The 21,366-nt window shown below is 32.1% G+C and carries 15 protein-coding genes; 10 read left to right on the top strand and 5 right to left on the bottom strand.

Features of this window, described 5'->3' with window-relative positions:
* Nucleotides 1–92 precede the first annotated feature (92 nt).
* Nucleotides 93–2,138 carry a glutamine--tRNA ligase/YqeY domain fusion protein gene (locus Q0829_RS21725; protein WP_298546915.1) on the top strand — a complete coding sequence of 682 codons (2,046 nt, stop codon included), beginning with the start codon at nt 93–95 and terminating at the stop codon, nt 2,136–2,138.
* A 9-nt stretch (nt 2,139–2,147) separates the two neighbouring features.
* On the top strand, nt 2,148–3,653 hold the full coding sequence (locus tag Q0829_RS21720) for a phosphoethanolamine transferase (protein ID WP_298546913.1): 1,506 nt from the start codon (nt 2,148–2,150) through the stop codon (nt 3,651–3,653).
* 9 nt (nt 3,654–3,662) lie between these two features.
* Here the strand turns inward: Q0829_RS21720 and Q0829_RS21715 are convergent, their stop codons facing one another.
* From Q0829_RS21715 to Q0829_RS21695, 5 genes are all read right to left on the bottom strand, one after another.
* On the bottom strand, nt 3,663–4,172 hold the full coding sequence (locus tag Q0829_RS21715) for a hypothetical protein (RefSeq protein WP_298546912.1): 510 nt from the start codon (nt 4,170–4,172) through the stop codon (nt 3,663–3,665).
* 284 nt (nt 4,173–4,456) lie between these two features.
* Nucleotides 4,457–5,401, bottom strand: coding sequence for an SPFH domain-containing protein (locus Q0829_RS21710; protein WP_298546911.1), 945 nt, complete (start codon nt 5,399–5,401; stop codon nt 4,457–4,459).
* A 65-nt stretch (nt 5,402–5,466) separates the two neighbouring features.
* Nucleotides 5,467–5,646: a DUF4177 domain-containing protein gene (locus Q0829_RS21705; protein WP_298546909.1), complete on the bottom strand. Its 180-nt coding sequence runs from the start codon at nt 5,644–5,646 to the stop codon at nt 5,467–5,469.
* Nucleotides 5,647–5,777: 131 nt separating this feature from the next.
* Nucleotides 5,778–7,289, bottom strand: a complete 1,512-nt coding sequence (gltX, locus tag Q0829_RS21700) for a glutamate--tRNA ligase (RefSeq protein ID WP_298546907.1) — start codon at nt 7,287–7,289, stop codon at nt 5,778–5,780.
* A gap of 105 nt (nt 7,290–7,394) precedes the next feature.
* Nucleotides 7,395–8,432, bottom strand: a complete 1,038-nt coding sequence (locus tag Q0829_RS21695) for an alkane 1-monooxygenase (protein WP_298546906.1) — start codon at nt 8,430–8,432, stop codon at nt 7,395–7,397.
* A gap of 102 nt (nt 8,433–8,534) precedes the next feature.
* Here Q0829_RS21695 and Q0829_RS21690 point away from each other — a divergent pair, with 102 nt between their 5' ends.
* The 8 genes from Q0829_RS21690 to Q0829_RS21655 all read left to right on the top strand — a co-directional run.
* Nucleotides 8,535–11,963, top strand: coding sequence for a DUF4175 family protein (locus Q0829_RS21690; protein WP_298546905.1), 3,429 nt, complete (start codon nt 8,535–8,537; stop codon nt 11,961–11,963).
* Entirely contained in the window at nt 11,956–12,378 is a 423-nt protein-coding gene (gene ybeY / locus Q0829_RS21685) for an rRNA maturation RNase YbeY (RefSeq protein WP_298546904.1), read from the top strand. Before Q0829_RS21690 ends, ybeY begins: the two co-directional genes overlap by 8 nt.
* Nucleotides 12,379–12,462: 84 nt before the next feature.
* The gene (mnmG, locus tag Q0829_RS21680; protein WP_298546902.1) at nt 12,463–14,334 is read left to right on the top strand and encodes a tRNA uridine-5-carboxymethylaminomethyl(34) synthesis enzyme MnmG; all 1,872 of its coding nucleotides are present in this window, start codon (nt 12,463–12,465) and stop codon (nt 14,332–14,334) included.
* Complete coding sequence (locus Q0829_RS21675) at nt 14,334–14,813, top strand: hypothetical protein (RefSeq protein WP_298546900.1); 480 nt, start codon at nt 14,334–14,336, stop codon at nt 14,811–14,813. The genes mnmG and Q0829_RS21675 overlap by 1 nt, the downstream gene beginning before the upstream one ends.
* Nucleotides 14,814–15,201: 388 nt before the next feature.
* A complete protein-coding gene (locus Q0829_RS21670; RefSeq protein WP_298546899.1) occupies nt 15,202–16,050 on the top strand; it encodes a class I SAM-dependent methyltransferase in 849 nt (282 codons plus the stop codon).
* Nucleotides 16,051–16,281: 231 nt separating this feature from the next.
* The gene (locus Q0829_RS21665) at nt 16,282–16,809 is read left to right on the top strand and encodes an OmpH family outer membrane protein (RefSeq protein ID WP_298546898.1); all 528 of its coding nucleotides are present in this window, start codon (nt 16,282–16,284) and stop codon (nt 16,807–16,809) included.
* Nucleotides 16,810–17,507: 698 nt separating this feature from the next.
* Nucleotides 17,508–19,541, top strand: coding sequence for a gliding motility-associated C-terminal domain-containing protein (locus Q0829_RS21660; protein WP_298546897.1), 2,034 nt, complete (start codon nt 17,508–17,510; stop codon nt 19,539–19,541).
* Nucleotides 19,542–19,544: 3 nt separating this feature from the next.
* Nucleotides 19,545–21,366, top strand: a 1,822-nt coding sequence (locus Q0829_RS21655) for a PorP/SprF family type IX secretion system membrane protein (protein WP_298546896.1), incomplete at its 3' end; no start/stop codon positions are given.

Genomic DNA, 21,366 nt, shown 5'->3' with positions numbered 1-21,366 from the left:
TCTATACAAGTGATATAGTTATAAAACAGATATTATACAATTGTTGTGTATCATTAGAAATATTAGGTAGTTTTGTATTTTATTTTTTACCAATGACAGAAGAAAAAAAATCACTCAATTTTTTAGAACATATTGTAGAAGAAGATCTGGCAAATGGAATGAATCCAAAAGATTTGCGTTTTCGTTTTCCTCCGGAGCCTAATGGATATTTACATATTGGTCATACCAAGGCAATAGGTATTAGTTTTGGATTAGGAATTACATATAATGCTCCCGTAAACCTACGTTTTGATGATACTAATCCTGCTAAAGAAGAGCAAGAGTATGTTGATGCTATTAAGGAAGATATCTCTTGGTTAGGATATCAATGGGATAAAGAATGTTATTCTTCTGATTATTTCCAGCAATTATATGATTGGACAGTTGCGTTAATCAAAGAAGGTAAAGCCTATGTAGATAGCCAATCTTCTGAAGAGATCGCTGAACAAAAAGGAACTACTACAGAGCCAGGAATTAATAGTCCGTATAGAAACAGATCTGTAGAAGAGAACCTTGATTTATTTCAGAGAATGAAGGCTGGTGAATTTGATGAAGGCAAGCACGTAGTTAGAGCGAAGATTGATATGGCCGATCCTAATATGTTAATGCGTGATCCTTTGATGTACAGGATATTAAAAAAATCTCATCACAGAACAGGTGATACGTGGTGTATATATCCTATGTATGATTGGACTCATGGAGAAAGCGACTATATAGAACATATTTCTCATTCACTGTGTTCATTAGAATTTAAACCACATAGAAAGCTCTATGATTGGTTTTTGGATCAAATCTATAGTGATAATATAAGACCAAAACAAAGAGAATTTGCACGCCTTAATTTAAGTTATACGATTATGAGTAAGCGTAAATTACTTAGATTGGTTAATGATAGTATTGTAAAAGGTTGGGATGATCCTAGAATGCCAACGATTTCAGGTTTAAGAAGAAGAGGTTATACGCCAGGATCTATAAGAAAATTTGTAGAAACAGTAGGTGTAGCTAAAAGAGAAAACGTTATTGATGTTTCATTACTAGAATTTTGCGTTCGTGAGGATCTTAATAAAATAGCACCTAGGGTAATGGCGGTTCTGGATCCAGTAAAATTAGTGATTACTAATTATCCTGATGAAAAAGAGGAGTGGTTAGAAGCAGAAAATAACCCTGAGGATAGTACAGCTGGTTCAAGACAAGTTCCTTTTTCTAAGGAGCTATATATTGAGAAGGAAGATTTTAAAGAGGATGCAGGACGCAAGTATTTTAGATTAACACTTGGTAAAGAAGTTCGTCTTAAAAACGCGTATATTATCAAAGGAGAAAGTGTTGTAAAAGATAACGATGGTAATATTACAGAAATCCATTGTACATATGATCCTAAAAGCAGATCGGGTAGTGGTACTGAAGAATCGAAACGTAATGTAAAAGGAACATTACATTGGGTATCCATAAAACACGCTATTCCTTCCGAAATTAGATTGTATGATAGGTTATTTAATGATGAAGCTCCAGATAGTCATAAGGAGAAAGATTTTATGGAATTTCTGAATCCAGATTCGTTAAAAGTGATTACTGGATATGTAGAACCTAGTCTTAAAGATACTAAACTACTGGAACAGTTTCAGTTTCAAAGATTAGGATATTTTAATGTGGATCCTGATAGTACATCTAATGCATTGGTGTTTAATAAAACAGTTGGTTTACGAGATACATGGGCTAAAGTTAAACCTACAACTAATAAACAATCTAATACTAACAAACCAAACGAAAATAAGCAAAGAGAAGTGTCTCCAATAGACGAAATTAAAAGAGCGGGGAAGAAGTATACCAATTTACCAGAAGAGAAAAGAGAGGCTCTTAAAACTAAGATTTTAGAAGCAGCGAAAAAAGTAGATATAGATGAATTAGTACCATTATACGGTACTGCTGCTAAAAAAATAGGAACGCGAATTGTAATTACGTTAGCGCTGGGAGTTGTTTTAGAGACAAAAGGGATAGAGCCAGATCAGTTAGCTAAGGATTTTATAGTAAAAGGAAAAGAAGATACTAATGAATTGTTAAGTAAAGAAGCATCAGATATAGCTTCTAAATTTTCTATATAGTTTATAATAATGAAACTTGATGAGCATAAAAAAGTGATTTATTTTCACTTGTTATTAAACATTGTTTTTGCTCTTTTTATTACATGTTCATCATATTATAACATTCCCCTTAAAGGAGGAAAAGATGTTTTAGTATATCTAATTCATTTATGTATTATTCAATCCACATTTGCTGGGATATTATATATCATTTCGTTATCTAAAGTACTTTTTAAAGTACTTTTTTCTGTATTGTTTTTAGTGTTAGGCTTTCTATCATTTTGGGTATATAGTATAGATATTTCGGTTTCTTCAGCATTGATATACGCAGCTTTAACAACTAAACCATATGTTGTTAAAGATCTAATTAGTATACAGTTAGTTTTCTTTGTACTTGTTTTAATTGGAGTTTTGTTTTTAGTTTTTAAGTATTATGATAAATTAGAAAAAAGGAAAGGTTTTCTTGTTTTTCTTCCTATTAGTGTGGTGTTATTTTGCTTATTTTTCTGGGCAGATGGTGTAAGACTCAAAAGCTTTAGTAGCAAACTTCCGTATTCCTTATTTTATAGTTTGATCGAGTATTCTTCTGAAGAAGATTTACCATTAAAAAATATTAAAAAGACTGAATATACAAATGATAATGATGTTAAAGTAGTGTTGGTTCTAGGAGAATCCGTAAGAGCGGATCATTTACATTTAAATGGGTATTCTAGAAAAACCACTCCTAACTTATCTACTAGGAAAAATATTGTAAGTTTTGATAAGGTATTTACTAATAAAACAAATACAGCGTTAAGTTTACCAAGAATTTTGACTGATGAAGGTATTTATAGTGTTCCTCAGGACTCGATCATATCACTTTTTGATATGATAAATTCTAAAAATATTCCAACAAAATGGATCGGAAATCAACTTTTAGAAAGCTCGTATAAAGCTATAGTAGAAACTAATAGTGATGTGGTTATTATTGATGAATTCAAATCGTTTTGGAGTTTTAACAAGAAACAGGATCTTAGTTTAATTCCTAAATTTGAAGAGGAAATTTCTGAGCATAATAAAGGCCTTTTTACATTGCATATGATAGGAAGCCATTGGTGGTATGAAGATAAATATACTGACGAGTTCAGGAAATTTTTACCAGTAGTTGATAGTAAATATATTCCTTCAATGACAAATGATCAAATGATCAACTCTTATGACAATACTATTTTGTATTTAGATAACTTCTTGGATACAATTATAAAAGTTTTAGAACGTCAAAACCAACCTACTATAATGGTGTATATAGCGGATCACGGTGAGGCACTTGGCGAAGATGGAAAATGGTTACACTCTCATTTTCAGAGTCTTACTAATCCAGCAATGATAGTATGGTATTCGAATTCATTCGAAGAAACATATGAAAATAAAGTAAATACTTTAATAGAAAGAAAAGAAGAAAGCATCACTACGGATGTTATTTATCATTCGATCTTAGATATTTTTAATATCAAAAAGTATGATATCCAGCAGTCTATTTTTGATTGTAAAGAATAGTTTATAATCTTAATTATCGGCTATTTGTTCGTCTTGTGGGATTTCAATTTCTGTTTCGAAATTCTTAAAGATTTTCTGAGTTTCTGGATCATCTAATAACTTATTAGATTCGATAAAATACCATTTTTCTTTTTTCTTGTCATAAAATCCGAATAATGAACTTTTCAATGTAATTGCTCTGCCATTAAAATCCATTTTTATAGTATTTTTTACAAGGCAACGGTATTCTTTTTTTTCTTTTTTGATTTCTATTAATTTGTTAATTTTTGAACTAACAATTTTTATTTTTTGAGCAGTCATCGTTTTAAAGACTTGATCAATATCATTTCTTAATTGCTCTTCTCCGTATTTTTTGGAAATTTTTGGGTGTGTATACTCTAAAAGTGTATTGACATCTTTTTTTACAGAAGCTTCAGAAACTATTTTTGCATCTCTTATTGCCTGTTTTTTTAATTTGTTAATGTTTTGAGAAAAAATACTTCCTGAGACAAGTAGAAATATAATTAGGTAATTTTTCATTTTGAGGGTTTTGTAGGAACTCTTTGTTGTAATAAAGAATATTTATTAATTAAATTTTAGCATTGTTTTTTACTATTAAAAACAAGTTTATATTAAAGACTCTAAGAGAAAATAAAAGTTGCACAATATGATTGTATAACTTAATTATAAAAAAGCTCTTAAATCGTGTTATTTTTCTTTTTTGGTAAAATTAGTAATTTGTGGACATAGATATTCCGAAAATTGATAAAAAATAAAACCCGATCAGAAAATGTGATCGGGTTTTGTTTTTTTATAAAGTAATTCTATGCATCAGGTTTCTTTTTACCAATACCTTTTTTAGCATTTTGTTTTTTCATTTCTTCTCCTATTTGATTTGAAGCCGTAAATGAAGCAATCATATTATTTAACATATCGCTACCAGCTTGTGGAGAGTTAGGTAATAGTATCAAATTACTGTTAGTCTCTTCACCAATAGATTGTAGTGTATCATAATGTTGCGTTACTACAATTAGGGCAGAAGCTTCTTGAGAATTAATACCTACATTATTTAATACATCAACACTTTCTTCCAGACCTCTTGCAATCTCTCTTCTTTGATCTGCAATACCTTGACCCTGTAATCTTTTACTTTCTGCTTCAGCACGTGCTTTTGCTACGATTTTAATACGTTCTGCTTCTGCTTCATATTCTGCTGCAACTTTTTCGCGTTCTGCTGCATTAATTCTATTCATAGCTTCTTTTACCTGTAGATCAGGATCAATATCGGTTACTAATGTTTTTATAATATCATAACCATAATTAATCATAGCTTCATTAAGTTCTTGTTTTACGGCAATCGCAATATCATCTTTTCTTTCAAAAACATCATCTAATTTCATTTTAGGTACCTCTGCACGAACTACATCAAATACATAGGAGGTGATCTGATCGTGTGGGTTTTCTAGTTTATAAAAGGCGTCATAAACCTTTTCTTTGATCACTTGAAATTGAACGGAAATTTTAAGACGTACAAATACATCATCTTTCGTTTTAGTTTCTACAAGAACGTCAAGTTGTTGAATTTTTAGGTTAATACGACCTGTTATGTTATCGACAATCGGAATTTTCATTTGTAATCCTGAGTTACGAATGCTATGAAATTTTCCAAATCTTTCAATAATAGCAGATGTTTGCTGTTTAACAACAAAGAAAAATTTAATGAATAGGAAGAATCCTATAATTGCTAAGGGTATAATATAATAATTCATTTATATTAAATTTTAAGGTTAATAGTATTGTATTAAATGTAAAGATAAAATGTTGTTCTACAATTTTATTTTGCTATAGTTATCATAGCAGTAGATATTCCAGAACTTCCTGAGGATCCAAAAGCCACAGAAATAATTTCCCATCCATCCTGTGCAGCACTGTTTAAAGTATCTTCAACATCTTTTCTTAGCTTTTCAGTAGACCATAGATTAGATCTTTTTAGCACTTTATATTGTTTTCGCATAGTTGACAGTTTTTAGAATTGTTACTATATATGTAGATATTTATGTAAAAATGTTACACGTTTAAAAAAAGTATACCCCATTATCTTGCCGAAGATAATGGGGTATTTATTAGATATTAAAAACTATAATATTATAGTTTTTTTATAATAGATTCAATTCTGTTAATGGTTTGTTCTTTCCCAATAATTTGTATTATTTCAAAAATATCTGGACCCTGAAGTGATCCTACTAGTGCAATACGAAGAGGCATCATAATTTTTCCAAATCCAATTTCTTTTGATTTAATCCAATCTTTTACGATACTAGAAATATTGTCGGAAGTAAAGTTTGTTATATCACCAATTATTTTTATTAACTCTTCCATAAGAGCAGGAGTATCTTCTTTCCAAGCTTTCTTGGTCGCTTTTTCATCATACTGAGTAGGAGCTATAAAAAGAAACATACTAAGATCCCAAAGGTCTTTGGAAAAAACAGCTCTTTCTTTAATTAAATTAACAACCTCAGTAAGATCAAATGTGGTAGAAATATTGTTATCAGAAAGTATTTGTTCTAATTGTTCCACGTGTAGATTAATAGCTGCTTGTTGAAAATGTTGCTGCTGAAACCATTTTGTTTTTTCTGGGTCAAACTTGGCACCGGCTTTATTAACTCTAGCTAGGTCAAATTCTTTAATCAATTCTTCTAATGAGAATAGCTCTTGTTCTGTTCCAGGATTCCACCCTAAGAAAGCAAGCATATTGATAACAGCTTGTGGTAGATAACCATCTTCGCGATATCCAGATGCAGTTTCGTTAGTTTTTGGATCGTTCCATTGTAATGGAAAAACAGGGAATCCCATTTTATCACCATCTCTTTTGCTTAGCTTTCCTTTACCAGTAGGTTTTAGAATTAATGGTAAGTGTGAAAAACTAGGAGCTTCCCATCCAAAAGATCGATAAAGTAAAACATGCAGTGCTAATGAAGGTAACCATTCTTCTCCACGAATGACATGGGTAATCTTCATCAAGTGATCGTCTACAATATTTGCCAGGTGATAAGTTGGCATACCATCACTTTTAAATAGCACTTTATCATCTAATAAATTAGTGTCTATTTTAATATCACCACGTACTTCATCTATAAGGTGTAAGGTTTCGTCTTGTGGACATTTAAAACGAATTACATAAGAGTTTCCAGAATTAATTTTTTGTTGTAATTCACTATCAGAAATGGATAATGAATTATTCAGCTTCATTCTGTTATGCCAATTATAAATAAATGTTTTTCCTTGAGCTTCATGATCTTTTCTATGTGAATCAAGTTCTTCAGAGGTATCAAAAGCATAATAAGCATGACCGTTTGCGATTAATTGATCTGCGTATTGTTTATATAGATGTTTTCGTTCGCTCTGACGATACGGTCCAAAACCACCGTCTTTTCCTGGCCCTTCATCAAACGGAATATTGCACCAATTTAATGCTTCTATAATATAATTTTCTGCTCCGGGAACATACCTATTTTGGTCAGTATCTTCAATCCTAAGAACAAAGGTTCCTTTATTTTTTTTTGTAAATAAGTAATTGAATAGAGCAGTTCTTACACCACCTATGTGAAGAGGTCCAGTTGGACTTGGGGCAAATCTTACCCTGATGTTTTTTGTCATGATCTTGTTTTTAAACCTTATTAAAGGAGTATAAAAGCGATGACAAAGATACAATCTTAAATAAGTGATATAAAAAGATTTGTTTCAAATAATCACGTAACTAAGTTAAGGTTTCATTTCTTTAGGAACGCGTTTATTCATTAACATAAACCATAGAGGAGGAAATAAAGAAAGTACCATAGAGGTTGGATAACCAAATGGAAGCTGAGGACTTTCTTGATGATGATCTAGAAGTTGATATTTTTTAGAAGCTCTATAGTGATGATCGCTATGTCTGGTAAGTTCAAAAAGTAAGATGCGACCTAATAAATGGTTAGAATTCCATGAGTGAATCTCGCGAACGCGTTCATATCTGCCGGATTTATTTTTCTTTCTTAATAATCCATAATGCTCAATATAGTTAATTGTTTCTAATAACAAGAAACCAACAATTCCACAGAATATAGCAATTAGCATTCCGAAAAAACTAAAAAAAGAAAAGATGATACCTAGGTATCCTAAGGTGATAATAAGATACCAAAACATATCATTTTTTGCTGATATAAAAGATTGATTGTTTTGTTTTAATAAGTTAATCTGAATTTTCCAGGCACTTATGTATTGTCCAATAACTGAACTGAACCAAAAGAAATAAAGAGGTTGATTATAGCGTGCTGTAGCAGGATCTTCGTTTGTAGCGGCTTTTAGATGATGTCCAAAATTATGTTCCACGTAGAAATGCATATATAAAGAAGGCAGAAGTAATGCCTTGGCAATAAACCTTTCTTTAGAAAAGCGATGACCTAATTCATGACCAACATTGATTCCATTAGCACCAAGTACAATTCCTGTAGATATTATTATTCCAACGATTTCATAAGTTTCTAAGGAAAAAGAAGATACTGTGTATAACGCATAAAACAAAATGGCATATATAATTGGTAAGTTGATATATAGAAGCCAATCAAACAGTTTCTTTTTAGATTTGGATAAGCGTGTTTCTTCTTCAAGATTTTGTTCAGACGAAGGAGTAAATAGTTCAATAATAGGAATAAAACCAAAGACATAAATAGGAGTTAAGTATGTATATACACCTTGTAGCCATATACTTAGTAAAGCAACGATTGGAATAGAATATGCGGAGATATATTTTAAATCTTTCATAATGGCTTAGATACTAGGAATTTGAATTATAATAAATATAACAAATCTATAAGAAATAAAGTTGTAGTTTTATAGATTACTGAAAAAGAAAGGCTTTAAAAAATGGATAGTTTTGAATTCATAAAGGATAAATTAGAACAATTTATTAAAAAATATTATATCAATGAGTTGATAAAAGGGGTAATACTTTTTTTCGCTGCAGGTGTTTTGTATTTTCTAATTACGCTATTAATAGAATACTTTTTGTGGTTAAATAGTACTTGGAGAACTGTGTTATTTTGGCTTTTTGTAGTAGTAGAGTTATCACTATTTATTAAGTTCATACTTGTACCAGTTGCCAAGTTGTTTAGACTAGCAAGTGGCATTGACTATGTAAATGCTTCTAGAATAATAGGAAATCATTTCCCAGATGTAAATGATAAATTATTAAATCTTTTACAACTTAGTAAAGATGATAGATCATCTTCATTGCTTTTAGCTAGTATAGAGCAGAAATCATTACAACTAAAGCCAATACCCTTTAAGTTAGCGATAGATTTTAAGAAAAACACAAAATATCTTAAATATGCGCTTGTACCAATCGCTGTTTTTTTACTAGTAAGTTTGTTTAATGAAAACACTTGGTTTTCAGAAAGTTATAAACGGGTTGTTAATTATGAAACAGCGTATGAACCTCCTGCACCTTTTCAGTTTTTTGTAGTAAATAATAGTCTCAATGCTCTAGAAAATAAGGACTTTGTTTTGGAGGTGAAGACTACCGGTGAAATTGTTCCCGAGAATGTTAGTGTTAATTATAATGATGAGATTTATTTTCTTAAGAGTACAGGTGTTGGCGAATTTCAACATACGTTTATACAACCAAAGGAATCTATAGACTTTGTATTATCTTCTAATGATGTTAATTCCAGACAATATACTTTGGATGTAGTACCAGTTCCGGTTTTATTAGATTTCAAAATGGAATTGGATTATCCTGGTTATACACAAAAAAAAGATGAAGTTTTAGAAAGTTCTGGTAATGCTACGGTGCCTGAAGGAACAAGGGTTACTTGGAAGGTGAACACTAGAAATACAGATAAGGTAAATATGGTATCAAAGGATTCTACAGAATTGTTTAAAAAAAATGCTTCTAGCTTTTCTTATGGAAATAATTTGTATGCTGATTGGGATTATCAGATTACAACTTCCAATAAGAACATAGAGGATTACGACAATTTGTCTTTTAGTATTAGGGTAGTAAAGGATCAATATCCAGAGATTAATTTAAGCTCGGAAAGAGATTCAGTTGATAACAGTACGATGTATTTTTACGGAAGAGTTAGTGATGATTATGGTTTAAGTAAGTTGCGTTTGGTATATTATGATAGCGAAGAGCAGACAAACAAGATGACGTATGACTTGAATGTAAACAATACGGAATTTGATGAATTCGTCTATGCATTTCCAGGTAATCTTGTGTTAAAAGACGGAGTTAATTATGAGTTTTATTTTGAAGTTTTTGATAATGATGTCATTCATAAATTTAAGAGTACGAAGAGTCAGGTTTTTGGTTTTAGAAAGTTAACAAATGAAGAAGAAGAAGATAAAAAGTTAAAAGAACAGAATGAAGCTATATCAGGGTTAAATAAATCTTTGAAGAAATTTAAGGAACAAGAACAGGATTTAAGAAGCTTAAGTAAGTTACAAAAAGAAAAAAAGCAGTTAGATTATAACGATAAGAAAAAGCTTGAGGATTATTTAAAGCGCCAAAAGGAACAAGAAAAGATGATGCAAAACTTTTCTAAAAAGCTTAAGGATAATTTAGAGCAATTGGATAACAAAAAAGAAGAGGAACCTTTTAAAGATGCATTAAAGGAAATGTTAGAAAGGAATGAAGAGAAAATGAAGAAAAATGAAAAGCTTTTAGAGGAAATAAATAAGTTATCGGAGAAAATTCAAAAGGAAGAATTAACTGAAAAATTAGAGGAATTAGCAAAGGAAAATAAGAATCTGAAAAAGAATTTAGAACAATTATTGGAGTTGACGAAAAGATATTATGTAATTGAAAAGCATGAAAAGTTAGCGGACAAGTTGAATGATTTATCGGAGAAGCAAGAGGAATTATCTAATAAGAATGAGGAGGAAAATACGAAGCAAGAACAGGATAAGTTGAATGAGGAATTCGAAAAATTCCAAAAAGAAATGGATGAGTTAAGAAAGGATAATGATGATCTGAAGAAGCCAATGAATTTAGATCAAGAGAAGAAAGATGAAGACGATATTAAAAAAGAACAACAAAAAGCGAGCGATAATTTAGATAAGAATCAAAAATCTGATGCTAAGAAAAATCAAAAAAGTGCTGCGCAAAAGATGAAAGAAATGAGTAAGGGTATGCAAATGCAAATGCAGATGGGAGGAGGAGAACAACAACAGGAGGATATGGAGATGTTGAGACAGATTTTAGATAATCTGGTAGATTTTTCAATGGAGCAGGAGGAACTTATGAAAGGGTTTAAAGGTATTAATAATGATAATCCTACGTATTCTAATAAACTAAAAAAGCAAAGTATACTGAGAGAAAATTTTATTCATATTGATGATAGTTTGTATGCATTAGCTTTACGTACACCGACAATATCAGATGAGGTTACCAGTAAGTTAACCGATATAGAATTTAATATAGATAAATCACTAGAACGTTTAGCAGAAAACCAATCTATTCAGGGAACGGCGAATCAACAGTATGCGATTACGGCTTCTAATGATTTGGCATATTTTTTAAGTAAGGCTTTGGATCAAATGCAAAACAGTATGTCTGCATCTGGTAAGGGTAAAAGTGGAAGTAAATCTCGCGGTTTTCAATTACCGGATATTATCAAAAAACAAGAAGAGTTAAATGATAAAATGAAAGAGGGAACGGAGAAAGGAAAAGGAAAGAAGAAAGGAGAAAAAGCAGGAGAATCTGGTGGAGAAGGATCTGGAGAGAAAGGGGAAAATGGTAAAGAGGGTAAAAAAGGAAAAGGTAAGAATGGAGAAGGAGAAGACGGTGAAGGAGAAGGTGGAGATGGGAAGAATGGTAATAAGAAAGGAAAAAACGGAAATGGTAAAGATGGTGAATCAGAGATGCAAAAGGAGGATCTGAATGGAGAATTATATGAAATATATAAACAACAGCAACAGCTTAGAAATGCTTTACAAGACAAATTAAAAAAACAAGGAATAGGCAATCGAAAAGGAAGTGATCTATTAAGAAGAATGGAGCAGGTGGAGAGTGAGTTGTTAGAAAAAGGTTTTAATGATCAAACATTAAGTAAAATGTTAGAGTTAAAACATGAATTATTGAAGTTGGATGACGCTACTTTTGAACAAGGAGAAGAAGAGAGAAGAGAGAGTAAAAGTAATAATAAGCTGTTTGATAATGATAGTAATGAACAAATATTAAAGGCAAAACAATATTTTAATACTACCGAAATATTAAACAGACAAGTATTACCTTTGCGGCAAAATTATAAGCGTAAAGTTCAGGAGTATTTTAAGAAAGGAAATGATTAATTTTTTTTACGAATCGGTTGATATAGTTATAGACGAAAAACGTATCTCTTCATGGATACATAATGTAATAATATCTGAAAAAAAGAAAGAAGGAGAGATAAGTTTTATCTTTTGCAATGACGATTATCTATTGAAAATAAATCAGGATTTCCTCAATCACGACACGTATACGGATATAATAAGTTTCGATAATTCATTAGGAAATGAATTGCACGGTGATATTTTTATATCATATGAAAGAGTGGTTGATAATGCTGAAACATATGCTGTTTCAATTGAAGAAGAATTAAGGCGAGTTATAATTCATGGAGTATTACACTTTTGTGGTTTTAAGGATAAAACTGATGATGAAAGTGTAGTTATGAGAAATAAGGAAAATGAAAAACTAGCTATGTTCCACGTGGAACATAGCTAGTTTTGATAATATGAATTTGTTCCACGTGGAACAAATTTTATGTATAATTTTTACTGTTCCACGTGGAACAAATGGAGATGTATTATGTTTGATAAGGAATATGATGTTATAGTTGTTGGTGCTGGTCATGCTGGAAGTGAAGCAGCGGCGTCAGCCGCAAATTTGGGTTGTAGCACGTTGTTGATCACAATGAATTTGCAGAACATAGCTCAAATGAGTTGTAACCCTGCTATGGGTGGAATAGCAAAAGGACAGATTGTAAGGGAGATTGATGCGCTTGGAGGATATAGCGGTATTGTAAGTGATAGAACCGCAATACAGTTTAAAATGTTGAACAAGTCAAAAGGTCCGGCTATGTGGAGTCCAAGGGTGCAAAGTGATCGAATGCGTTTTGCAGAGGAGTGGCGATTGTTGTTAGAACAAACCCCAAACTTGGATTTTTATCAGGAAATGGTAAGTGGTCTAATAGTAGAGAACGGAAAGATAAAAGGAGTGAAAACTTCTCTTGGTATTGAAGTGAGAGCTAAGACTGTTGTTCTAACAAATGGGACTTTTCTTAATGGTTTGATACATATAGGAGAAAAACAATTTGGAGGAGGTAGAGCTGGTGAAAGAGCGGCTACTGGAATTACCGAACAATTGGTGGACTTAGGTTTTGATTCAGGAAGAATGAAAACAGGAACACCTCCTCGAGTGGACGGAAGATCTTTGGATTATTCTAAAATGATAGAACAACCAGGTGATGAAATTCCGGAAAAATTTAGTTATACGGATTTATCTAAACCGTTAACAAATCAGAGATCTTGTTATATGACTTATACTTCTTCAGAAGTTCATGATTTGTTAAGAGAAGGCTTTGATCGTTCTCCGATGTTTAATGGAAGAATTAAAAGTATTGGACCTAGATATTGTCCATCTATAGAAGACAAGATAAATAGATTTGCCGATAAGGACAGACATCAAATGTTTATAGAACCAGAAGGCTGGAATACAGTAGAGGTGTATGTAAACGGTTTTTCTACATCGTTACCAGAGGATGTTCAATTTAAAGCCTTACGTTCGGTTGTCGGTTTTGAAGGAGTAAAATTTTTTAGACCGGGTTATGCAATAGAATATGATTATTTTCCTCCAACTCAATTAACACACACATTGGAAACAAAGTTAGTTTCTGGTTTGTTTTTTGCTGGACAGATAAATGGAACTACAGGTTATGAGGAAGCAGCATCACAAGGTTTAATGGCTGGAATAAATGCCGCATTACAGGTAAAAGAGGAGGAAGCGTTTACTCTTAAAAGAAGTGAAGCATATATAGGTGTTTTGATTGATGATCTAATCACAAAAGGAACAGAGGAACCCTATCGTATGTTTACATCCAGAGCAGAATATAGAACGTTATTAAGACAAGATAATGCAGACTTTAGATTAACACCTATGTCTCATAAAATTGGATTAGCATCTGATGATCGAATGAAAAGAATGGAGGAGAAGGAAAAAAAGGCAAACGATTTTGTGCAGTTTTTTAAAGAAACAAGTGTAACGCCTCAAGAGGCGAATCCAGTTTTGGAAGAAAAGAAATCATCGCTAATTAATCAAAGCGGTAAGATGTTTAAACTGTTTGCTCGTCCTCAGATTACATTGAATGATATTAGGCATTTCGAAAAAGTTTCTGCATATATTAAGGAAAATGATTTAGATAAAGAGGTTTTAGAACAGACAGAAATACAAGTCAAATATTCGGGCTATATAGAAAAGGAAAAGAATAATGCTGATAAATTGAATCGTTTAGAGAATATAAAAATCCCTAAAGATTTTGATTACACAAAGCTTAAATCTCTTTCTTACGAAGCGTGTGAAAAGATGACAAGAATAAAACCCGCCACAATTTCACAAGCGTCTAGAATAAGTGGAGTTTCTCCAAGTGATATTTCGGTGTTATTAGTTTATATGGGTCGATAATGAGCTATGTAATCTGTAAACAGGATAGAGCTATAAAAGGCAGAATTTTAATTACTATTGTTCTTGTTTTTTCGTCAGCTATGTTATTTTTGGGACCAGAACCATTTTATACGAGACTTCTTTTTTTTATAGGTTCTTTATTTGTTTTTGGATTTACTACATCGTATAAAATTAATAAGGACTTTAATAATGAAAAGTTGTTTTCGGTTTTCAGTTTAGTTTTATTTAGATCAAAACTTGAAATGGAGTTCCCGGATTATATTTCTGTTTTTTCTGGATCTTTTAGTTTAGATAATGAATGGGGTGCTGTAAGCGCTATAGGAACTAAAGAAAGACATGATAAATTAGTGGTTCGCTTTTTTACAGATAACAGAAAAGTAACATTGTATAAAACTGACAATTACCAAAAAGCACTAAAGAAAGCACAAGAGCTTAGTGAATTACTAGATCTCGAAATTCACGATGCGACGAAGCAATAGTTCCACGTGGAACATTTTGTTTTGACAATTAATTTTAAGTGTTAATTGTTTTAATTTATATGTTCTATAACCGCAAAACAGTTTAGTGTTTTTTAGAGATGGAAAAATCAATAGTTTTGATACAATGTTTTTCGAAGATTATAAATAAGTAGATAGATTTTATAATAAGAATAGTAAATAAAGAATGTTTGATACTAATACAAAGTGAGTTCTATCTATAGGTTTTGGACAAAAATTGTTCTAACTGACATAAGTTTTCTTATATAGAAACTCACGTTTATATAGAATTTACTTTTATGGAAAACACTTTTTTATTAATAAAAGTGTTTTAATGAGTACCGACAACATCAAAAAATAAGATTATAGTAATAGTTTCTTTTAATTAGCAATGAATAAAGAAAAGTTAGATTTATATATAGAATGTCTCGATCATACCGTTTCTGGCGAAAATTTTAAACTTTATAGAGATAGAGATCATGATATGTTGGTTACCATTCCTAAACCAGATGAAAATAGTTTAGGAAAGTATTATGAAAGCGAAGACTATATTTCTCATACAGATGCTAAACGAACTATTTTCGAAAAAACATACCACCTAGTGAAGAAATTTTCGCTTAATAGGAAAGTAAAACTTATATCGAAGTTACATAAAGGAACAGGTACTCTTTTAGATATTGGAGCCGGAACAGGTGATTTTTTAATAGAAGCAAACAAAACAAAATGGGAAGTCGTAGGAATTGAACCTAACCAGCAGGCCAGAGTACTTGCAAAAGAAAAAGGAATAGTTTTACAATCAGACACGGTTAATTTAGATTCTAATGGTTTTGATATAATCACTATGTGGCATGTGTTAGAACACGTTCCTGATTTGTCAGCTCAGATAAAAGAGTTAAAACGTCTTTTGAAACCAGGAGGGCATTTAGTCATAGCCGTTCCAAATTTTAAATCATACGATGCTCAATATTATAAATCTTTCTGGGCTGCTTATGACGTGCCAAGGCATCTTTGGCATTTTTCGAAAAATTCTATAAAAACACTTTTTGAGGAAAAAGAAATGAAGCTAAAAAAAATCATGCCATTAGTATTCGATGCGTTTTACGTTTCTCTTTTATCGGAAAAGTATAAGAATGGGAAGATGAATTTTGTGAAAGCATTATGGATAGGTTTATTGTCAAATATTAAAGGAAGACGTTTAAAAGAATATTCTTCGCACATATATATATTAAAAAACACATAAATATTGTTTTTAAGAGTTTTTAAAGCCTTTTCTAATAACTTTTCTATAGTACACTTTAGTTTTTTTTAAAAAACTCATAAAAAGGCTCGTTTTTAGCCTATTTCCATTGTTTTTTACAATAGTTTATTTGTTATTTATTGTTTTTTCTTATACCTTCTTAATTTGATGAAGTTATGAGTATAACATCAGATGAACTTTGATATTTTTGCGCAGAACTAAATTTTTAAAATAATGAGAAATTTTATATGGATTGCTGTTGCATTAATCGGAATGACTTCATGCAATCAACAAATTGAAAAAACCGGTTATGTAAATAACACGAAAGTAGTATCAGATTTTAGCGAAATGAAAACTGCTAAGGAAAAGTGGACAAAAAAGAATAATGAAGTTAGAGCAGAATTAGAAGAAAAAGCTAAACAGTTTCAGATTGAAGTTCAAGGATATCAGAATATAATGAAATCTATGACGAAAGCTAATAGAGAAAAAAAGGAGCAAGAACTAATGGTGAAGCAACAAGGTTTGCAAAGAGAACAACAAACCAGAATGCAAGAAATTCAACAAGGAAGCCAGACGGAAATTGATTCTATTATTGCTAAAGTTGAGAACTTTATTAAAGATTATGGAAAAAACAATGGATATACATATATCTATGGAGAAACAGAGGTGAAGAATATCTTTTATGCAAAGGAAGAGCTAGATTTAACAGATAGAATTATTGCAGAATTAAACGGTGAAAAAGCCTCTACAGAAGAGAAGTAGAAAGTAAAATCATCAGGTTTAAAGAAAGTCCCAAAAAACATTTAAGTTTTTTGGGATTTTTTTGTTTTTTAAGGGAAAATTCCGCGATTATTTAAGATAATTTTCCAATGTATACGTCGCCAATGAAATGAACACTTATTCACATATCGACGGCGTTTTTCCTACAACAAATAATACTCAATATTCTGGGGTATATCTATCCGTCTGGAAACTTTAATTATAAATTAACAAATTCTTTTTTTCCTAAAATTATAATTGAAATTTTAAGAAAAACTAATACACTTAATCGGTAAAAGTTGTCATTTTTACGTGTTTTTTAACCCAAGTAAAAAAGGTATTTGCCAGCTTTTTTTATTTTTTTAGCCTATAAATTAGCTTTTTTTCGGTTCTCAAATGAAAAAAATTCATTGTGTAATAGATTCATTTTTTTTATTAAATTGTGTTTTAATGTATTGATTTATAGGTAATTATAATAAGTGTAATTTGTTAAGATTAATAGCTTTTGCACATGTAATTATTGCATCTAGAACGAGTAAGAATATTATTACAAAAAAAAACGAAAAATTGGTTTGATATAAATTTTTAATTCATAATTTTATGACTTTACAATAATTATATTAACAACATTATTAACAAGCGCCCCAAATCGGTTGATTAATAGTGCATATTTTCACATAAAATTAACTGGTGTGATAACTATGAAGAAAAGACTTAACCTTACAATCGTCGTGATATTTTTGGCACTTGGTATCCATGTGGTCAAAGCACAACGTATTATTGGACCTCCTTCTTTAACTTCTGGAGCGCAGGCTTGTGGTACACTATCCAACAGCTTTGATTTTGTGGCAGAATTATCTCCCGGTGCTGCGTTACCTGCAAGTAATCAATTTATCTTAGAATTATCAGACCCTACAGGAAGCTTTGCGAATGGAGGAGAAGAACTATTAAGGGTTCCAGGTCCTAACGAAGCTTCAGGTGGTACTTCGAATATTACTTTTATGGGTGTTACAGTTCCTCAAAACGCAGGTAGTGATGACTATAGATTAAGAGTAACAGCAACCGAAGGAAATGTTACAAATACAATATCAGAACCTATACCGTTTCATTTTTTTGATGATGATAATTTGTTGATACGTTTAAACAGTGGAGATGATATAATATTTTGTAATGTAGCATCTTTTGCTAAAGAGGTAGCAGTAGAAGTTACCAATGGAGATGATGTATTAGATGCTAATGATTTTAATTGGGAATGGTTAAAAGACGGAGTAATTATTCCTGGAGAAAATAGTCCTACGCTATTAATTACAGAAGAAGGAACGTATCAGGCAAGAGTTCCGGTAGGGTTATGTAATAATGTTTTTAGATTCAATAAATCTAATAGAGTAGATGCATCTTTAGTAAGCGTTGGGGATATCTCTATCGTAACTGATGCTCCAGATTTTTCTTTTTGTCCAGATGAACTTAAAGAGCTAAGGGCTAGTGAAATAGATTTTTCTTATGATTATCAGTGGTTAAAAGATGATGAACCACTAGAAGGAGAGATTGGTCCGACGATTATATTACCAGATAACGATTTTGGAGGCGAATATACATTGCAAATCACACTAAGTGAGGACTGTACTTTATTAACTCAGTCGGTTATAGTTACAAACGAAGGTTCTAGTATTACACTTCCCTTGCCGGAAGGTTTAATATTGTTACCTACTCAAGTTTTAAACTTAGTTATAGAAACGGATGCCCCTATAGGAAGTGTTTTTAGGTTTATTGTTGATACGAATATTCAAAGTCAAGGTGTAACAACAAGTCAAACGTTAACATTTCCCGCTCCCTTTATTGGAGATTATAGAATAGAAATTGAAGCAGATGACCCTTGTAATTCTTTCCTAGTAACAGAAACCAAAGTAAGAGCTGCTACTAGAATTAATATAGTCATAGCTCCAGAAGAAGTCGTCGATTGCGAACAAGACCCAATAACCATTGCATTAGCTGAAATGGCGGGAATAACAGCAGACAATGAGTCAGTTCCTCTCACCACAGAACAATTTGATTTTTTCGATTTTGAATGGTTTAAAGATGGAGTCTCTACAGGTGAGACTTCTTTGTCGTTAGATGTAAGTCGTGCAGATAGCGGAGGAAGTTTTGAGTTAAGAGCTATTTTTAGACCGGAACCAGGAGGTACGCTAGATGCTGTTTCTAATAATTTACCTATAGATTTCCTGTCCAGCGATATAGTTTTGGATATTACGCCTCCGGTATTAGAAGCGGGAGAATCGGTAGTGTTAACAGCGCCATTAAATGTTAATTTTACATATGAATGGTATGTGATTCAGAATGGAGAAGAAGTTTTAATCGAAGGAGAAACTACCAATACTTTAACAGTAACGGAAGAGGGAGAATATTTCGCTAGAATAAGTACTTCATTGTGTACAACAGATACACTAACTGCTTCGGTAGGAGGTCCACAGGCGTTATCAGAACTAATACCAAACGTTATTACTCCCGGTGGTAACGCAGCTAATAATGATTGGGTTTTACCCAACTCCTTTAGAGAAACAGATGTGGAGGTGACTATATACTCTTCTAATGGAAAAGTAGATTTCCAAAAAAATGGAGGTTATAATGGAGATTGGCCAACTAACTCTGCTTCGCAAGCAAACGAACTTATTTATTATTATATAATATCTAGAAGTAATACAGTTGTAAAAAAGGGGACAATTACAGTAATGAGATAATTTATGATTAAAAAAATACTTTATATATCCGCATTCATTTTTTGCTCACATATAGTGAGCGGACAGGACGGATCATCTAATACATCAGGTATATTACCATCAGATATTCCATTACATAATTCTCTTAAATATAATCGATTTTTGTTCAATCCTACTTTTTCTTTAGTTAGAGAAAACAAAAATTCATTAAATATTTATAATAGGAATCCTAGAGCAAGTTTTAGCGATAATTCGCAGACATATTTTCTTAGTTATTCAGCAAGATTCGAAGAAAAAACGGGAATTGGTGTTGGGCTATTCCAGCAAAATGTTGGAATATTTAGATTCTTTGGAGCCACAGCCAACTACGCATATAATATAGAACTAAATAGAGACATGAATTTCACCTTTGGGTTAAATTTAAGTTACTCTCAGAGTGCTTTAAAAAGTAATTTAGATGAGGCACAGGTAAATGATGACATCATTAATAATTATGAGAACAGTTCTGTTTTTCTACTTCGACCAGGAGTAAACTTTAATTACGGGAATTTTGATGTTGGAGTTTCCGTAGGCAATTTGGTGACATACAATCTTACAGCGAGTGAATTATTAACCGATAATTTTGAATATTCTGGTCATGTCATGTATACTACCGAGTTAGACTGGAGGAGAATGGATAATGAACTACGAGGAATGGTGTACGCATCTAAGCCAGGAGAACAAGATTTACGATATGGAGGAAATGTTTTATTTGAAATACCAAAATACGGATGGGCACAATTAGGCTATAATAGTTTTTATGGTGGTTCTATTGGTATTGGAGCAAATATTACAAAGATGATTTCTATCGGGTACACGGTAGAACCTGGAATAGGTGGAGATTCTAATGTTGCAGAATTTGGAGCAACCCATGAATTTGGCTTAGCCTTTAATTTTGCAAAAGAAGAAAAGAGAAGAAAAAGAAGAAATATTTCTTCGAAAAGCTCGTTACAAAGAGATTCTGAGATAAGAAGATTAAAGAAAGAAATTTTAGATCAAAATAAGATAATAAGAGAACTGCAACGCACGAACAGTGATTCTTTATCTCAGGCACAGAGATCTATGAATAGATTAGAAAGATCAATTCAAGAAGCCAAGGAAGAAGAAGCAAGAAAAGCAAGAGAACTGGCACTACAGCGAGAAGAAGAGGTTAAGCTACTTAACAAGCAGAAAGAAGAGTTGGCGGCTCAGAAGAAATTAGAGCTTGAAATGGCCGAGCAAAAGGCTGAAGAGGAGCGATTAGCTGCTCGGAAAAAGCTTGAGCTAGAAATGGCTGAACAGAAAAAAGCTGAAGAGGCTGCAGGAAGACAAGAAGAAGAAGCGAGAATTGCCGCTGAAGAAGCAGCAAGAGAAGCTGAGGCTGAGCAACAGGAAGCTGCTGCAGAAGCAGAAGAACAAGCTAAAAGAGAAGCGGAAGAAGCTGTTCGATTGGCAGAAGAAGCTGCCGAAACAGAGAGACAGCAAATAGCTGCGGCAGAGTTGGCTAGGAAGGAAGCAGAAGCAGAAGCTGCTAAACAGGAAGAGGAAAGACTAGCTGCTCAGAAGAAGCTAGAATTGGAAATGGCTACTCAAAAAGCCGAAGAAGAAAGACTGGCAGCTCAGAAGAAATTAGAGCTTGAGATGGCTGAGCAAAAAAGAAGAGAAGAATCTCAGAAAACTTTAGAAAGAGAAGTAGCCATACAGAAAGATGCTGAAGCGGAAGCTGCAAAATTAGCTGAAGAAGAGCGATTACGTCAGGAAGCAGAAGCTGCAAGATTAGCTGAGGAAGAGCGATTACGTCAGGAAGCAGAAGCTGCAAGATTAGCTG

It is taken from the genome of uncultured Aquimarina sp. (genome assembly GCF_947492405.1).
Lineage (GTDB): Bacteria > Bacteroidota > Bacteroidia > Flavobacteriales > Flavobacteriaceae > Aquimarina.
The sequence above is the reverse complement of the archived record's forward strand: the minus strand, read 5'-3'. Positions and strand labels throughout refer to the sequence as shown.

Bases quoted from the DNA above. Each gene is read 5' to 3' on its own strand.
- Q0829_RS21675 (WP_298546900.1), top strand. From the start codon at position 14,334: ATGAGCTATGTAATCTGTAAACAGGATAGAGCTATAAAAGGCAGAATT.
- Q0829_RS21715 (WP_298546912.1), bottom strand. From the start codon at position 4,172: ATGAAAAATTACCTAATTATATTTCTACTTGTCTCAGGAAGTATTTTT.
- Q0829_RS21695 (WP_298546906.1), bottom strand. From the start codon at position 8,432: ATGAAAGATTTAAAATATATCTCCGCATATTCTATTCCAATCGTTGCT.
- Q0829_RS21705 (WP_298546909.1), bottom strand. From the start codon at position 5,646: ATGCGAAAACAATATAAAGTGCTAAAAAGATCTAATCTATGGTCTACT.
- Q0829_RS21660 (WP_298546897.1), top strand. From the start codon at position 17,508: ATGAAGAAAAGACTTAACCTTACAATCGTCGTGATATTTTTGGCACTT.
- Q0829_RS21720 (WP_298546913.1), top strand. From the start codon at position 2,148: ATGAAACTTGATGAGCATAAAAAAGTGATTTATTTTCACTTGTTATTA.
- Q0829_RS21725 (WP_298546915.1), top strand. From the start codon at position 93: ATGACAGAAGAAAAAAAATCACTCAATTTTTTAGAACATATTGTAGAA.
- Q0829_RS21665 (WP_298546898.1), top strand. From the start codon at position 16,282: ATGAGAAATTTTATATGGATTGCTGTTGCATTAATCGGAATGACTTCA.
- mnmG (WP_298546902.1), top strand. From the start codon at position 12,463: ATGTTTGATAAGGAATATGATGTTATAGTTGTTGGTGCTGGTCATGCT.
- Q0829_RS21670 (WP_298546899.1), top strand. From the start codon at position 15,202: ATGAATAAAGAAAAGTTAGATTTATATATAGAATGTCTCGATCATACC.
- Q0829_RS21710 (WP_298546911.1), bottom strand. From the start codon at position 5,401: ATGAATTATTATATTATACCCTTAGCAATTATAGGATTCTTCCTATTC.
- ybeY (WP_298546904.1), top strand. From the start codon at position 11,956: ATGATTAATTTTTTTTACGAATCGGTTGATATAGTTATAGACGAAAAA.
- Q0829_RS21690 (WP_298546905.1), top strand. From the start codon at position 8,535: ATGGATAGTTTTGAATTCATAAAGGATAAATTAGAACAATTTATTAAA.
- gltX (WP_298546907.1), bottom strand. From the start codon at position 7,289: ATGACAAAAAACATCAGGGTAAGATTTGCCCCAAGTCCAACTGGACCT.